Here is a 16339-nt window from a genome sequence, read left to right on the forward strand (position 1 = left end):
TGTTATCAGTAATGATAACAGCCTATTGAATATGAGACCTAATATTGAAGTGAATTTTTTACTGCTTGTTACACATGAGTAAGAGGGTCAGAAACTATAGTTAATGTAATTAATATAAATGTTATACATTAGCCATTTAAACACTTTCATTAATACTTTGCGTCGTTTCAATATAAGTATTCAACATATCTTGTTGATTGTTCATGTTGGCAGCTTGAACGGTTGCAGCTCTAGCATCATCATTATTTTTAACCATATAGACTGAGGTTGCGCTCATCGAACCATCATTACCGTTAGCAACGCCAGCTAAGTCAGAATAGAACTGATATTGTGCTTGGGCTTTTTTGTAATGAACATAGTTCTCAACTTTTTCCCCGTCATTTGGCAGTGTTGGCTGAGTTTCTGGCTCAGAGTGTGTTTTAGCTGCTTCAGACAGAGATATTGCTTTAGCACTTAAGTTCACGGTATCTGATTGAGGGTTCGATTGGGCTATGGTTGAAGTCGCGATAGGTTGTGCAACTGCAGTGTTATTATCCACAGAACTTGAGGTATTGACTTGATAACTATTGACTGAAGATTGAACCTGCATTTCGAACTCCTAAATTAAAAATAATATTTATAACCACTCACCCAGACTAACAGTAGATGCTAATTCTAGAAGTTAATTGTAAACATAGTTCTTCACGGTATCAGCTGTTTTTATAATTGATTTGACTAAATATATGAGTCTATGAATTCAACTATAGCCTAGTTTAGCTTAACTGTTATTGAACCAACTCGTTATAAGCCATTTCTTGCTTATATAAGGTGAGGGTTCTATTTTCTTCAGCTAAATGAGCGATATCATTTAGAAACGGCATCTCGAAATCTACCCCAAAAGAACGGTATGAAAATATAAGTCATTATTATAATGTTTACGTGCAATGTGCGTCATTGGTTTATTTTTCCGCAGTAAAACGAGTGCGATCTGCGCAACATCTGTATGTTATAGGTTATATCTTTAGCTGTTTTATATTAACAATTGATCTTTGGTTTAACATGCTAGAGGTTGATTATGGTCTTGAACTAAGGTTCATTGTTTTAGAGAGAATGTAAGCTTATTGATAGAGTTTATTGTTTTTTGGGAAATTCAAATATTCACAGCGATTAATACTCCAGCGATAAGCATAATACTACCTGCAACTCGATTTATAACTCTATGAGCCTTAGCTGAACTGAATATTTTTTTAGCTTTTACAGCCATTAATGCATAACACAAGTTGATACTGCCAAATGCAAGGGTTGCAATCCCCATGACGATAGCTGCATCATTAAAGCTAATATTACTCGAAGGGACAAATGCTGGAAAAAATCCAACATAAAATATAATCGCTTTAGGGTTACTTAGTCCTATCATTAAGCCTGTTACTGTATTTTTAATTCCGTTTGAATATATTCCGTCTGTGATTTCGGTTATTTCAGCCGTATGTATTTTGCTAGAAATGAGTTGATACCCTAACCAGCAAAGGTAAGTGGCACTTAAGTATTTTATAACCACGAATGCTGTTCCCATTACGCTTGCTAATGCGGTTAGGCCAAACAGTGCAATACAAATAAATAAGTAATCTGCTATTAAAACCCCGACAAATAATTGTATTGCAGGGACTAAGCCGTGAGAAAAGGAGCGTGAAATTATTGCAAATACTACTGGGCCTGGAACCATTGCGAGGACTAGCATGGTAAATAAAAGGCTGAGTGATTGCTGTAGTTCCATTATAATTGTGCTTCCTGTGATATGAGTTGCTGAGCTTATCTTAATTAAATACAAAAACGCAATGTCCTCTTAATGCGTAATGCTGAGTTAAAAATCCTTTTAAAATGAAAATTATATTGCTCACCCATCAAAAAGAAACTACCAGACCGACTAATACTGGCCGTTGGGTCAAACAGATTATGGATGACAACGCGTTAGTTATTGAATGGGATAGAGTTAACCCAAATATTGATCTGATTAGATTCATAAATGAGGCAAGAGTAGGCTTACTATTTCCTGACACTACCCAGCAACATACTTTATCTAATTCTGCTGTTCATTCTGTGACTTCTTCTGTTCGTACTAGCGATAAAGAGACCAATGATGTGTCAGATTTTGATGCATTAATTATTATTGACTCTACATGGCAAGAAGCCCGTAAAATATACAATCGTAGTCCTTATTTAAAGGAACTAAAAAAGGTGTCAATTGATAGTTCTGTTGGTTCTATTTATGAACTAAGAAGAAATCAGCTAGAAGGTGGTTTGTGCACTGCAGAGTGCGCAGCGCATATTTTAAAACAATGCGGTAATTTACAATCCGCTGAGAAAATTATGGATTTACTTAGGTTACAAATCTCAGTTACAAATTGAATTGAAAGAATAGCGAGAACATGGACGTATTATGATTAGAAAATTATTAGCAGTCTTATTAATTCTATATGGGTTAATTGCTGCTATGTTATTGATGTTCGCACAGCCGACTCATACACAATGGTTTTATCAGTTTAGTTATAGCCTAGTGTTTATTGGTACTCCTTTTGCTGGGAGTTACTGCGTGCTTAAAGAAAATAGATGGGGAATATTTCCTTTGGTGTTTTTGTTTGCCACGCAAATCATAAGACCATTAACACCCTTTGAGTATTTTCCTTTTCAGGCGCCTTTTTCTCTTGCAATCCCTTTTGGTAACTTGTCACAGGGAGAAGGTTATCTAGTCGATTTTTTTGCTATTACCATGTTACTTGTTGTCGTCTTAATGTTAGCTAAACAGAAAGTTAAATAGGAATTGTGATTATATTTCGGAACTCGAGGCTAGTTATTCAGTCTTATTAAACATCAAATATCAAGTCGGTGCCTCCAATAGCGCTTTTGGGTAAGGTGTTCAAATAGATTAAGGGAAGAGTAATGTTTATCATCAAGGGATTGTTAATCACCGCTGCAGTAGTTGTTGCACTTTATCCATTATGGGGAGTATTGCAGCCAATGAGTTATTTGGCTGAAATACTAGAGACGTATCCATTTGCAAAGGGGGCTAATGAGGCGCAAATTAGAATAGCTTCAGGGTTACTTTTAATTAGTAACAGTATTATGAGCTTATCGCTTTTATTTATTTCATTTTACATAACACGTCCAATATCTACACATTTTTTAAAGTTATCTGCTTTATTGCTGATTAGTTACCCTTTAATATTAAGCGTTGTTGAAGTTTTTTCTTCTAAAGAGTTATCAAGACATTTGGACTCACCAATAGTTACGTTAGAGTTTTCAGCCATTAAATTGCTCTATATGGTATTCGGTATCGCTTTATTCGGCATTTATAAAACGCTAAAGCAAACAGAGCCTGCAAAACTTGGATCTAGAAGCTAGAAGTTAGAAACTGAAGAACGAATAACGTAAACCGAGAGTGAATTTGCTCGGTTTACGCAGTTTTGAAGGATGGACTTTAGCTCAGTTCTATTAAGCTATTGTTGATATTGAAAACTTTTATGTAATCGAATGTCTTCGACTGATGAACCAAGCATAACCTTAAACTCACCTGATTCAGCTAACCAGTCATTGGTTTTTACATCCCAAAACGATAAGTCACGCTTATTAAGATTAAAACTTACTTTGCCTGTCTGGCCAGCTTTAAGCCAAACTTTATCAAAACCTTTCAGCTCTTTAAGCGGACGAGGCACACTGGCCTTCATATCATAAAGATAAAGCTGCACAACTTCAGCGCCATCGGTTTTGCTGGTATTGGTGATACTGGCAGAAACAGTTAACGTGTCATCTCCGCTGAGCTTGCTACTGGAGAATTTAATATCGTCATAGCTAAATTCACTGTAAGACAAACCATGGCCAAACGGGAATTCTGGCGCAATTTTTTGTTGCTCAAACCAGCGATAACCAATAAATACGCCTTCAGAATATAACGACTCTTTTTCGTTATAGTCATTTAAAGCGATTGGCGCAGTATCTTGCAGCTTTTTAGGTAAAGTAATCGGCAATTTACCGCTTGGGTTAACATCTCCAAATAAGACATCGGTATAAGCATGGCCAGCTTCCATACCACCATACCATCCCCAAGCAATGGCATTCGCTTTTTCAGCCCAAGGCATTTCAACGGCAGAGCCACCAATTATGAATATTACGGTGTTAGGGTTAACAGACAATAGCTTGCTAATGATTTCATCTTGCTGGCCAGGTAATTTCATGTCTGGTCTATCAATGGATTCGCGGTCATCAGCATGGCTTAAACCTGCGTAATAAATGACCGCATCAGCACTTTTGGCAGCGTTTAAATACTCTGACTCTGAGTTATACAAGCTATTGGGTGTTTCCCAACCTAATGTGACATTTTTCTTACCTTGGTAAACTAATTTAAAGGCATAAGTTTCACCAGCTTTAAGTTCAATATCTTCATTAATCACATTGGTATGCTGAGCGTTTTGGCTAAATAATAGTTTATCATTAATCAGCAGAGAAACCTTACCATCACCTAGGACTTTTAATGTGTGTTTACCTGATTCCATCGGTTTGATATTTGCCTGTATTTCAACGTTTTGTTGCTGACCTTTGGCATCAAACTGCGGATCTGCTATCCATGACTCACTGGTTAACTGTTTAAGTTGATTATCTGCATAATAGTTAATTTGCCAAGAAGGGGTACCAGTCCAGTGACGTGTGGTTAAGTAGTCATTGGGAATAGGCATAAATTTGCTACTTGCTGGGCGCATATGCTGGATATTGACCTTGTTACCTACTTGCTCAAACTTGGCTTTTAGGCCATCAAGCGGGCTAACTTCATATAAAGCTTTTACCTCTGATGAACCGCCACCAAAACCGTGTCGTTTATCTGCGTTAGGTCCTAATACTAAGATGTTTTCGACCTTATTTGTATCAAGGGGTAATACTTGATTATTGTTCTTTAATAGCACCACGCCATTGGCCGCTATAGTGCGGGCATCTTCACGGTGGGCTTGAGTATTGCGCTCACCTGATAAACGTTGTTTGTCCATCATACCGATGCTTAATTGCACTCTAAGAATACGGCGAACTTTGTCGTCAAGCTCAGATTCAGGCACTTTACCGGCTTTTATCATCGCTAGTAGTGGATCTGCTAAAAAGTATTCATCATAACTTTCGACAGCGGTGCCCATTTCAATATCTAGGCCGTTCATGGCAGCGTCATAGGTATTGATGTCGACATTCCAGTCAGTAAGGAGCACACCTTCGTAGGCCCATTCACCTTTTAAAATAGTTTTAATAAGATGATGGCTTTGGTTAGCATTAGTGCCGCGAAACTCATTATATGCCCCCATAATGGCATGCACATTGGCTTCTTTTACAGCAGCTTCGAATGCGGGTAAATAAACTTCACGCAGAGTACGCTCATCGGGTTTCGCATTCACACCTGTACGGTTTAGCTCTTGGGTATTAAGGGCATAGTGTTTAACCGTTGCCCCTACGTCATTTTCTTGAATTGCCTTGACTGTGGGAACGACCAAAGTAGCAGCTAAATAAGGGTCTTCGCCCATGTATTCGAAATTACGTCCGTAAAGCGGCAATCTGGCAAGGTTAACCCCAGGCCCGAGAATAAGGTCTTTATTACGGTGGCGCGCCTCAGCGCCAAGAACATTACCATGAAGACTTGCCATTTCAGGATCCCAACTTGCGGCTACGGCCGTGAGTGGTGGTAGATAAGTTGAATAGTCATTGGTCCAGCCAGCAGGTGCCCAAGAGTTTCTGTCAATTTCGTAACGTACACCGTGGGGACCGTCAGACATCCACATTTCATGGATATTTAATCGCTCAATAGCGGGGATATGAAACTTACCGCCGGCATGCACCAGTGATACTTTTTCTTCTAAAGTGAGCTGTGGCAGTAAACGTTCAATTTCAGATTCAACCGTAGATAAGCGAGCTTGTAAGCGTTGTTGTTCGCTATTGCTAAGAACAGAAAGGGCATGAGATTGACTGACCATACTCTCTGAAGGTGCCGCAACCGTTACAGTTGTACTAAGCAATAACATTGAAGCTGAAATGGGCAATGAAACCGACAATGTTCTAAGCATACGATTATTGAACATTTTTGTGTCTATCACACCTTTTGTAAGCGCTTTCATTTTTGGCCGTTTTTTGGCTGTCATCTCAGGCTCCTTGCTGATTGGTTATTGATTAAGTATTGATTGGGATATCTGTTAAATGCTCTATTCGAGTGAGCAATTTTTGTGATGACTCATTTGAAGCTACACCTAGAAGCAATGTTAAATAGAACTAAATCCTAGCTAACATTGATAAATATATTGGCAGTCAAACGTCCAGTTTTGGGGTTACTGTCAATATCAGTTTGGTAATTAACTAAAGTCGAATGCAATAAATTCCCTGGGTATATGACCAAGCGATGCTGTTTGTATTCTATGTGATGATGCTGTTGATAATGCTCGTTACTTTCAACAAAATATTGAGCCGGAAAGGGGGCTAACTCTTGCAAATAGGGCTCCGCGGCTCTGAAGTATTTGTCCATGTTTGACTGGGTTATACGCTCATAACCTGTGGGTTGGTGCTTAAAAAATGCAGTGGCACCATGAGGGCTATCATTGAGATATTGGAGTACAGCAAAGTAATAAGGTGCTGGTGTGTCAAAGTGTGGAATACGCTGTAAAGTACTCAAGCTTTCAGGCTGTCGATTGATTAATGAAAAGTAAGTCGCTTGAGGTTTGATACGTAAATTAGTTGGGATCTTGTAAACATCATAAATTAATTGAAAAACATGGTTCAGCACTTCGATGACGTAATCTTTTGGCAACTTAGCCCTTACTCCTGGGTAGTAAGAGCCTTTATCTAAATCAAAGTCGACTTGGTTAGCACAGTGTTGTAGTTCAGAGATATCAGCAGTAAAGTTATCGATGACAATCACAGGTGTGCGCAGCTCACCGATATAATGAATCTCAGGCTTCATTGGCTTATTCACCAATATCAGCGGATTAAGATCTGTTATGTCCTGTGCTTGTTTACGCTGTGTATTTTGATCTGTCATATACAACCTTACTGACTCGCTATTTAAATAATACTACAAGTGGATTTACAACATTTTTGACTTGCAATAATTCTGCACAAAATCGTAATGATCAGGCAAGTTAGCTACTTTTTGCTTCGCTTTTAACTTTATATTACCTAAAAAATGCTCAAGCTCTTCATCTTCCATCATATCGACAATAGGGTGATATTGCTTAGGTGCGAGCCCTTGACCCATCATCACCTGTATCCATGAGCTTTCGCCAAATAACTCATTGCCGTGCTTATAGACTTTGCCTGAGGCATCAAACATATCGATACGATGCTGCAGCGACGCTGGCACACTCATGTTTTTACAATAGCGCCAAAAGCGAGTATCAGTGCGGTCAGTGACTTTATAATGCAACACAATAAAATCACGGATATTTTCAGTTTCAGTGCGGGTTTGTTCGTTAAATTCATTAATGTCTTCTTCAACAATACCTTGTGAAGGGAACATCTGGAGTAGGCGAACAATACCGCGTTGAATAAGGTGGATGCTGGTGGACTCTAATGGTTCTAAAAAACCAGATGATAGTCCTATTGCAACACAGTTTTTATGCCATGTTTTACGGCGGCTACCAGTGCGGAATTTGATCACCCGAGGGTCGGTTAACGGCTCACCTTCAATGTTGTTCATTAAGGTGGCTTTGGCATCTTCATCACTCATGTATTTACTGCAAAAAACGATACCATTACCGGTACGGCTTTGTAGTGGAATACGCCATTGCCAACCTGAATCTCGAGCGATTGAACGAGTGTATGGGATCGTTTTTTCGGTGGTTTTAGTTTGCACTGCAATAGCGCTATCACACGGTAACCAATGGCTCCAATCATCAAAACCTGTATTAAGTGTGCCTTCGATAAGCATGGCTCTAAAACCCGTGCAATCAAGGAATAAGTCACCCTCAACCAGTTCACCTGACATCAGCTTTAAACCACTGATATTACCAGTATCTTCATGCTGAAGAACATCTGAAATCTTGCCTTCTATACGGGTAATACCGTGTTTTTCAGCGATGACCCGTAAGAACTTGGCATAAAGTGTTGCATCCATATGATAAGCATGGTTGTAATCTTGATTCGGCAGCACAGCAAAGCGGCCTTCACGGGCTGCTAAATGCTCGGTGCAGTAATCGCCAATTTCACTGACGATACCGCGCTGTTGTCCTTTAAGCCAAAAATGTTGGAAACCACAAGCCCAGCAGTCTTTACCCAAAAATCCAAAGGAGTGAATATAGTCTTTGCCTACATCATGCCAATTTTCAAATGAAATCCCGAGCTTGAATGTGGCATTAGTCGCTGCCATGACATCTTGTTCTTTAATGCCCAGTAACCGATGAAAAATATGTAATGTGGGAATCGTGGCTTCGCCAACACCGACAGTACCAATCTCGTCAGACTCAACGAGTACTACTTCTAAATTTTTACCTAATAGTTTTGTTAATGCAGCGGCCGCCATCCAACCAGCAGTTCCGCCACCTGCGATAACCACTTTTTTAATCGGCTTGTTGCCAGTGTTAGCTTTACTGTTTTCATTACTGGAGTGTTGCTTTTGCATAACAGGATTTCCTTAGGACTAAGCCACTAAATAGTGATTTACTCTTTGTTATTCGTTTCTAAAGTTATCAATGAGCACTTTATTAATCAGTTATATGTTTAGTTGTGCTCATACACGATTATCGTTTTAGTTTATTAATTAAATCAGCTCTTAATTTTCTGGCATTTAATTCATCAAGCGGCTTGGTTTGCATCCCTTGGGCATCTTGGGGGATGTGACTAACATCATCGTCATCATGATCGAAAATATAATGATCGAAGTGTGCTTTCCAGGCTTGTCTTTGCGCTTTAGGTAGTGAGCGAAGGCTTAACATTGCCATAGCGAGGGCGTTATTGGGTCTACCAAGGTAAGCGGGCGTATCACGCCACCAGTGGGTAATTAATACGTTAAATGATTCAATACCACTCACTTGATGCCACCACATGCTTGGCACATAAAGTACATCACCAGCTTCAAGTTCTGCGGTTTTTGCAGCGGCTAATGCCTGCTTGTATTTAGGATATTTTTCAAAGTCTGGATTATCAAAATCAACCATACTGATTTCTTGACCACCGGGAGCAAACTCCATAGGGCCGATATACAAATTACTCACTTGTTCAGGTGGGAAAAGGGTAAAGGTTCGTTTGCCAACTACATTACAAGCGAGATTTTGAGGAAAATCAAAATGGGCTGCGATTCTTGATTGATTGCCTAGCCAAACACTGGTTAAAGGTCTAATAGGCTCAAGCTTTAAGCTATTGTCATCAGCTAACCCCGGCAGGAACTGATTAATTTCAGTAGAGCCCATATAAATGCTTGGTGGCAGTTCGTCATCTTTATGGGCGAATAGCTTATCAATTACTTGATTTAAATTAAGTTGAGCAGCTTGGTAATTAAAACCATTAACCTGCTCATTATAAAACACTCGGCCTTTATGTTTAGGCTCAACATAATAAGCCGTTACAGGTGTATCTTTATAAAAACTAAGTAAGTAGTCAGCTGCTGCTTTAGCGGAATCTAAACCAGCTTGCACAAGTGGCCATGCCAGACAAGCGCCTTTAAAAATGACTGGCTCATCCGTTTGAGCCATCATTAATGCGATATCAGATAATGGACAATTTTCAATTACCTTAACTGTCTGACTATGTTCCATCTACAACAACCTTGTTTACCTAGTTACGGCTAATGACATAGCCTAATGTTATTGAGCGTTTTTAAAATTCAATAACTGCCTGATATTGGATTGTGACGCCAAGGTCATATAGATTGCATTGAGATAACCTTGCTGATGGAGTTCTGCCAATGTTTCAGCTGGGAGAGCTGCGAGGGTTTCTTCATTAATGGTATAAAAACCGATCATCTGATGCTTTTCACCGTTATCTAACTCAATATCTAAAGTAAATGACTCAAGTAATTCGAGTTTGATTAAGGTTTCAATAAAGTTTTTGCTATCAATTAACCCATGGTGAATGGTTTCTAGCATTTCACCGACTTCATCAAGATAAGGCGTATTACCTCCATAAGGGAAGAACAACGGTTCACCTTCTTCCTCATTGATTCTTGGATGATTTGGGTCTAAGTGGATCACGCGTTGAATTTGTTCTACGCCATCTTCTTGAACGGTTTGCTGACCGATTAAAAATGGCTGACGGCGAACGGTTAATGGAATATAGGCAGCTTGCCATTTTCCATCTTGGAGGAATAGATTCTCTTTATGTTGGAAACCAAACATTGCAATTGAGTAAAATTGACCAGTATTGCTGTCTTTTTGAAAAAAGATGGGATAGTGCGCTTGAACACTTCTAAATTCGGCTGGGAAAGTCACTGTATACCAAAGATTGTCACCATACTTTTCTGAACGTTCGGTGATGATTTTTAGATCTTTATGATCGACACTATTAAGTAATACTGGTTTGTTCATGCTGACATCCTAATCAAATACAGCCATAGCTGTGCTTATTTTTTAATGATAATTTTTTAGTTTTAATGCTCATTTATTACAGCTCAAATATTCTTGTTTAGAGCTAAATCTTAGGTAATCCATATTGGGCAATTTTTGCCAATAACTCACGGTTAGTGGGCAAAAGTTGTTTCAATCCTTGGGTGCGTTTTACATTTTCAGCAAACAGTTGTTGTGCTCGGTTTTGCAGTGATGGTTTTAAATGGCTTGGGCTCATAGTTTGAAACTCCATGCCGTAGAGCACGAACTGAAAACTGGCGGCAGGAAATAATACATCGGTGTATTGAATATCATGCTTGTTTGGTGTTTGAGTTCGCCATAATTCAATTTGCTGTTGCAGTGAATCTGGTATGGTTGATGATTCACGATGGTCGTGCCAATAGTCACTGTCACTGCGTTTACTAAGCACATAATGTAACTTTAAAAATTCAATAATTTGTTGCCAATGCTGGCCAAACCTTTGATTGACTCGCGCAGCAATAATATCCATAACTTGTCTGTTACTCGGTAGCTGTTTTGCTAATGTATTGGCACTCCATTCAACTAATGCTAAAGCTGAAGCTTCAAGCGGCTCAATAAACCCAGAGGCCATGCCGATAGCCATACAATTGTTTTTCCAACATACTTTTCGATGACCAGGTGCAATCGATAGCTTTCTTATATCGAGGTTATCAACATCAATATTGACAGTGGGCCTTAGGTATTCAATTAATTGTTGTTCAGCTTGTGCTTGGTCAGTATGGCTTGATGAATATACATGACCGACCCCGCGTCTGGTAGGTAAGCCTATATCCCAAATCCAGCCATTGGTTTGTGCAGTCGAATGAGTACAAGAGGCAATTTCAGAATCAGCTTGTGGGTAAGGGACTTGTATAGCTAACGCAGAGTCGTTAAATAACACCGACTTTTGACACACAAAGGGAACGTTTAATTGCTCGCCGAGCAATAAAGATTGTACCCCAGTGCAATCGACAAAAAAGTCACCTTGTAGTTCTCCAGATTGTTTAGTCGATAAATGATTGATATCCCCACGGTCATTTTTATGAATTGCAGTCACATGGTCTCGAATGTGTCTGACACCAAGTTTTTCAGTGCAATGCTTTTGCAGTAATTGGCTAAATTTCCCTGCATCGAGGTGGTAGCCATAATTGTTTTGAAACTGATATTCGCCAGTGGTGATTTGTTTAGGCGCTAAACTGCACTGACTTAATTGATTTTGCTGGCCAACGGCATCAGCAAAGCTAACTTGCTCTTGATGAGGCAACCAGTAAGGGCAAAGGTCTAATTCATTAGTACCGATAGGCAAGCTAAAAGGGTGCAGATAATGATCTGCTGAACTGTTATTAGCTTGGTGATCATGAGTCCAATTAATAAACCGTGAGCCTTGCTTAAAACTCGCATCGCAGCTCATTAAAAAATCGGTTTCACTAATACCGATGTTTTTTAGCGTGGTACGCATCGAAGGCCAGGTGCCTTCGCCGACCCCAATGGTCGGTACATCAGGAGATTCTATTAAAGTAATATTGAGTTTAGGGGAGGGCGATAGTTTGCCATTATCAGCGTTATGCTCAGCAGCCAGTATCCCTGCTGTTAACCAACCTGCAGTGCCGCCGCCAACAATAATGATGTTTTGTATCGCTTGTTCCATGAGCTGCCTATTTTTAGTGTTATTGATAAGGCTATACTTTTGTTGTGCTAACTAATTTGAATTGAGGTAACACTTACCTAGCATTGAATATTTTTCAATCGCTTACAAGTGTTTGTAAGTAATAATTTGTAATAATGAAATAGAATTGTAAGTTCGTAAAAAAGGTGCAACTTCCTTGTTGCAAATTGGATGTAGCTTAAAAAAAGAGGTGACCATGGCGGCCACCTCAAACGACCTAATCTTTACAAAAGTACTATTAGAATGTGTAACGAGCACCTAGGCTATAACGAGCTCCAGTTTGGGTATAGTTAAGTACTTGGCTGTACGAACGACCATGAGTACGAGTATTTTCTTCAGTAATGTTTAAACCTTCAAAGAATACCGTTAGGCCTTCAACCGCAGCGATGTCATAACCAATATTGAAGTCAACTTGTGAGTATTCTTCGGTATAACTTGGGTTAGCACCAGTACCATCACCTGTTGAGTTCAAGAACTCATCACGCCAGTTCCATGCAAGACGTGCAGAGAAACCGTAGTTTTCGTAGATAGCAACAACGTTAGCTGTATCACTGATATTAGTTAGTACATTTTGTGGGTCATCACCTGGACGGTTTAAATTAGCATTGTCATAAGTGTCGCCCGCATCAACTAAGGTGTAGTTAGCTTGCATACCAAAGCCTGATTCACCGAAGAAGTGTTGAACTGCGAATTCCCAACCATCAATCACTGAACTATCACTACTGTTTGAAGGAGTAGTTAAAACAAAGTTCAAGTCTGGATCACCAGGGTTACCAGTAATCTCAATATTGCCGTTGTCTGGATTAAGTGTCACATTCGGATCAGTAGCACCGTAGTTGTCATAAATCCACTGACGTTGACCAATAGCCGTTGTTTCACCAGCTGCAATTGCTTCTTGAACATAAGCGCCATTTGATGGGTCTGGAATATTATAGATTGTTGAGTTAACTGGGTTACTATCGATAAAGTTCGTTACGTCTTTACGGAAGTAACCAATAGATACGTAACTTGCGTCAGCGTAGTACCACTCACCAGAGAAGTCATAGTTTGTAGACTCAAGTGGAAGTAGGCTTGGGTTACCGCTTGAACCACTACCACCGCCTCGGTTAGCGAGTGTACCGACTGTAGTACCACCTTGAATTGAGGTGTAATCAGGACGACCAATTGTTTCACTGTATGCTGCACGTAAGTAAACATCTTCTACCACTTCGATATTGAAGTTAAAGCTTGGTAAGAAGTAATCATAAGAACCTGTTTGCTTACCAAATACTCGGTTATCTGAAGTCGTGCTCTCAAGTGCGATTTCTGTTTCAGCAATCCAAGTAGCTTGGTCATATGAAGATACAGCTGACTTAGATTCAACATCGGTTTTTTCATAACGTACGCCGAAGTGAACATCAAATGGCATATCGCCCCAGTCACCTTCGTAGTTATATTGGATATAAGCTGATTGTGATTCTTCTTGAGTGAAACGGTCGGTATCGCTAGCGTAATCTGTAGATGGACAGAAGCCATTACCACAGTCACCAATTGCTGACGAACCATATAATTCAGCTGCACGAGCTCTAACAGCTTCAAAGTCCCAAAGGAAAATCACATCTTGTGGGTCGATAGATGCAGAACCTTGGTAATCAGAGAAGTCACCTTGTGAACCATCAAACTTATCTTGAACACTACCTGCTGGGAACCAAGAAGGGTCGAAATCGCCTTCAGCGCCAACACCACCCCAGTCATTACGCTGTACGTTTACTGATTGAGAGTGATTGTTTACGTCAGTAGCTGCGATACCAAAGTCAATGCTACCTGCTTCTTCAAAGACGTAAGTACCATTGATTTGAAGTTGCTCAACTTCTGATTTATTTCGAGCATTACCAAATACAGAACCAGTTACACGCATATCTTCAGGGCGAACAGCATTACCACCGCCAACAGCTAATACAGGAACATCGCCTGTGAAGTCTGTTGCAGCACTTGTACGAATAAATGCCGCCGTACTTAAGTTACTGTTACTACCATTTTTATTATTTGGTGAACGTTCAGCTTCTGAAGTATGGTAATCCAATGATAAGAATAAGTTATCAGTAGCATCCCACTCTAAGTTAAAACCTAAAGAACCACTTTCATCACGGGTACCGTAATCACCCGCAGCCATTGATAAATCAGCGCCGCCATCAGGGTAAGTTTCAGAATAAACCAGTGGAGAAGATACTGGGCCGTCAGACCAAGTACTTTCTTGAGTTGGAACAAAGTTAAACCATGCAGAAACATCGTGTGACTGTGTATCTACATCATTTTGCATATAGGTGTAGTCTAATGTTGCACGTAACGAGTCAATAGGCTCATATTGCAACACTAACTGACCGTTAGTTCGGGTACGTTGTTGCTCTTCAAAACGGTAAACCGTGGTTTGAGGAACAGCATATACATCTCCTTCACCTGGGCGGTTTATTTGATTGTCATCTTTTGGAACACCACCCCATTCAGCGTTATCGCCGCCCCAGTCTTGGTCAACAATACCTGGGAAACTACGCCAACCTGTACCAACTTGTGCTTGTTGGTTACCACTTTCACGTTCTTGGTAACTGGCAGAAATCGAAATACCAAATTTGCCATCTGCAAAAGTGTTTGAGTATAAACCTGAAAGTTCTGGTGTGACTGAGCCTTCATCAGTTGATTGATCATCAACAGCTTTAACACCAAAGGTCGCTTTTAAACCTGGAGAGCTTAATGGGCGATGAGTTAGAACATTAATGGTTGCACCGATACCACCAGTTGAGTTTTTCGCTTGGCTAGTTTTTTCAACTTCAACTGCACTGATTGCTTCAGATGCAATGTTGGCGAAGTCGAAAGAGCGAGAACCCGTTGTTACTGGCATTTGACGATTATTGAGCATAACCAAGTTTTGGTCTGCACCGAAACCACGAACAGATACACGGCTACCTTCACCATTTTGTCTGTCGATTGATACACCAGTAATACGTTGTAAAGACTCTGCTAAGTTACTGTCTGGGAACTTACCAATGTCTTCAGCGTTAATTGCATCTACGATACCGTCAGAGCTACGCTTTAAATCCATAGATTTAATTAAGCTTCCACGAATACCAGTGACCTTAAGTACTTCAATGTTTTCATCTGCAGCGACTTCGTCGGCTGCAAATGCTGGCATCATGGTACTTGCACTCAGTACTACCGACAAACTAGTGGCAATTCTGGTCTTTTTAAATGTTCTAAATTTCATCTAAGTCTCCCCTCGACTAGATCTCAGGCTACTACTCTCTGATTTTTTTATTCGGATTACGAATGAACGTAATGTGTTTTATTCATCATTTGTAAACGCTTTTAAAAGCCTTTATGTAAAAGTTAATGTAAGCGCTTACATAAAACTAGATTAATTTGTTAACAGCGTCAACAATAATTACTACAAAAAATTACAATCCGTTAACCTTGTTTTTGTACTAGCACAATTATCACTCTTGTAAGTTGTTGAAATCATTTGTTTAAAATAAGTAGATTACGATTCTCAACAAAAGTAATAAATGAAATAATTTTGTGATAGCGCTTACATTTTTTTTGTTTTATCTGGGTTAGGGAGGTGCTTTGTTGCAGATAGAGGAAGGTCATTTTGTTACAAAGACAGTTTCATCATGATACATAGTTAACTTTGCCTATTTTGTATGACAAATAAACAGTTCTTTATCAACAGAATAATGAGCGAAATTAAGCTCATTACGTAGGCATGTAAATGACATTGTTTATTGAGATAAGTTAACTATCTGAGATATCAAAAGTTGCAAAGAATCATTGGTTTTTTACTTTTAATAGGCTTAATTAGCTATTAATTGGCAATATTAAAGTTAATAGAAAGCCAAATCCAAACGTTACATGGGAAATGAGCAACAAAGTTAATTGAAAAGCTAGAAGAAAAATAACTTAAAAAGTCTTAGAGGCTATGGCATTTAAAAGCTTGAAAGGGTGGGACAAGATCTTTTTTAAAAAGAATTATTGATACAGATGACCTTTGAGCCTTATTGTCTCTAATACTGCTAATTAATTGTTGTACTTTGCCTTAAACAAGTGTGAAAAAAATGGGCAATAAAAAGCCGTAACTTAATATTTAAGTTAC

General features: G+C 39.4%; 12 protein-coding genes. 3 read left to right on the top strand and 9 right to left on the bottom strand.

All coding sequences use genetic code 11. The features are described from left to right. Positions 1–136: 136 nt before the first annotated feature. On the bottom strand, positions 137–589 hold the full coding sequence (locus K5Q58_RS07600; protein WP_220753347.1) for a hypothetical protein: 453 nt from the start codon (positions 587–589) through the stop codon (positions 137–139). A gap of 540 nt (positions 590–1129) precedes the next feature. Next, positions 1130–1753, bottom strand: a complete 624-nt coding sequence (locus K5Q58_RS07605) for a LysE family translocator (RefSeq protein WP_220753348.1) — start codon at positions 1751–1753, stop codon at positions 1130–1132. A 104-nt stretch (positions 1754–1857) separates the two neighbouring features. Here K5Q58_RS07605 and K5Q58_RS07610 point away from each other — a divergent pair, with 104 nt between their 5' ends. From K5Q58_RS07610 to K5Q58_RS07620, 3 genes are all read left to right on the top strand, one after another. Continuing rightward, positions 1858–2385 (top strand): tRNA-uridine aminocarboxypropyltransferase, encoded by a 528-nt coding sequence (locus K5Q58_RS07610; protein WP_220753349.1) that lies wholly within the window; start codon positions 1858–1860, stop codon positions 2383–2385. Between the two features lie 31 nt (positions 2386–2416). After that, positions 2417–2794 carry a hypothetical protein gene (locus K5Q58_RS07615; RefSeq protein WP_220753350.1) on the top strand — a complete coding sequence of 126 codons (378 nt, stop codon included), beginning with the start codon at positions 2417–2419 and terminating at the stop codon, positions 2792–2794. Positions 2795–2916: 122 nt separating this feature from the next. After that, positions 2917–3378 carry a hypothetical protein gene (locus tag K5Q58_RS07620; RefSeq protein WP_220753351.1) on the top strand — a complete coding sequence of 154 codons (462 nt, stop codon included), beginning with the start codon at positions 2917–2919 and terminating at the stop codon, positions 3376–3378. 95 nt (positions 3379–3473) lie between these two features. On the opposite strand, the gene K5Q58_RS07625 is transcribed toward K5Q58_RS07620, so the two are convergent. From K5Q58_RS07625 to K5Q58_RS07655, 7 genes are all read right to left on the bottom strand, one after another. After that, complete coding sequence (locus K5Q58_RS07625) at positions 3474–6143, bottom strand: glycoside hydrolase family 3 protein (protein WP_259651275.1); 2670 nt, start codon at positions 6141–6143, stop codon at positions 3474–3476. A 134-nt stretch (positions 6144–6277) separates the two neighbouring features. Further along, positions 6278–7033 (bottom strand): DUF6445 family protein, encoded by a 756-nt coding sequence (locus K5Q58_RS07630; RefSeq protein WP_220753352.1) that lies wholly within the window; start codon positions 7031–7033, stop codon positions 6278–6280. 45 nt (positions 7034–7078) lie between these two features. Beyond that, positions 7079–8611 (bottom strand): tryptophan halogenase family protein, encoded by a 1533-nt coding sequence (locus K5Q58_RS07635; RefSeq protein WP_220753353.1) that lies wholly within the window; start codon positions 8609–8611, stop codon positions 7079–7081. A 118-nt stretch (positions 8612–8729) separates the two neighbouring features. Further along, positions 8730–9743 (bottom strand): cupin-like domain-containing protein, encoded by a 1014-nt coding sequence (locus tag K5Q58_RS07640; RefSeq protein ID WP_220753354.1) that lies wholly within the window; start codon positions 9741–9743, stop codon positions 8730–8732. Between the two features lie 48 nt (positions 9744–9791). Further along, the gene (locus K5Q58_RS07645) at positions 9792–10511 is read right to left on the bottom strand and encodes a SapC family protein (protein ID WP_220753355.1); all 720 of its coding nucleotides are present in this window, start codon (positions 10509–10511) and stop codon (positions 9792–9794) included. A gap of 103 nt (positions 10512–10614) precedes the next feature. Beyond that, entirely contained in the window at positions 10615–12198 is a 1584-nt protein-coding gene (locus tag K5Q58_RS07650; protein WP_220753356.1) for a tryptophan halogenase family protein, read from the bottom strand. 256 nt (positions 12199–12454) lie between these two features. Then, a complete protein-coding gene (locus K5Q58_RS07655) occupies positions 12455–15454 on the bottom strand; it encodes a TonB-dependent receptor (protein WP_220753357.1) in 3000 nt (999 codons plus the stop codon). Between the last annotated feature and the right edge of the window lie 885 nt (positions 15455–16339).

The sequence above is a fragment of the Shewanella sp. KT0246 genome (genome assembly GCF_019654955.1).
Classification (GTDB): Bacteria; Pseudomonadota; Gammaproteobacteria; order Enterobacterales; family Shewanellaceae; genus Shewanella; species Shewanella goraebulensis.